The 675-nt window shown below is 67.3% G+C and carries 1 protein-coding gene; it reads right to left on the bottom strand.

Annotation, left to right across the window (positions count from 1 at the left end; all coding sequences use genetic code 11):
- Window positions 1-211 precede the first annotated feature (211 nt).
- Window positions 212-675: hypothetical protein (locus MKK54_RS02335; RefSeq protein ID WP_244008894.1), on the bottom strand; the 464-nt coding region annotated here is incomplete at its 5' end.

Raw genomic sequence — 675 nt, 5'->3', positions numbered from 1 at the left:
GGCGGCCCATTCGCAGGCCGCCTTGCCGCGTTGCATGGCGGCCTCGCCACTCTCGTCGAGGTCGGAGCACGCCATGACGTGTTCCTGCTCCGCAGCGTTGACGAGGTCGAGCGCGTCGAGATTCGGGTCAGGAGTGCTCATGATCGTCCTCCCGGTCTCGCAGGCGGACGACCAGCATGTGCAGAAGAGGGCCGCACTCGTAGCGCTTGTATTAGCGGCACGCCTTGGTGACGGCGGCGCCGGGATTGACCCTCCCGGCGCCTGCGCAGGGAGGGTCTGAAGCCATCGTCCGATTCACGATGCTATCTGGCTCAGGTGATAGGCTTTCTGCCTCTTCGGAGGGGCGGAGGGGCCGGTTCGATTCAACCCCCCTCAAGGAACGAGCGAGGTGGCTGAAACTCTCCTCTGCGCCTGTCTCGCCCCAGCGGCAGTAGTGGGCGGCGAGGGACTGTAGTCCGCCCATCGTCGTCGGCACGATCTGCGTGAGCTCGCGTCGGGCGGTGGCAGCCCGATCGCAGGCCGCGTTGCAGCGGTGCATGGCGGCCTCGTCACTCTCGTCGAGGTCGGAGCACGCCGTGACGTGTTCCTGCTCCGCTGCGTTGACGAGGTCGAGCGCGGCGAGGATCGGGTCAGGCGTGCTCATGCTCGTCCTCCCGATCTCGCAGGCGGACGACC

The sequence above is a fragment of the Methylobacterium sp. J-068 genome, from assembly GCF_022829445.1.
GTDB lineage: Bacteria > Pseudomonadota > Alphaproteobacteria > Rhizobiales > Beijerinckiaceae > Methylobacterium.
This window is presented reverse-complemented; position numbering and strand designations above follow the sequence as displayed.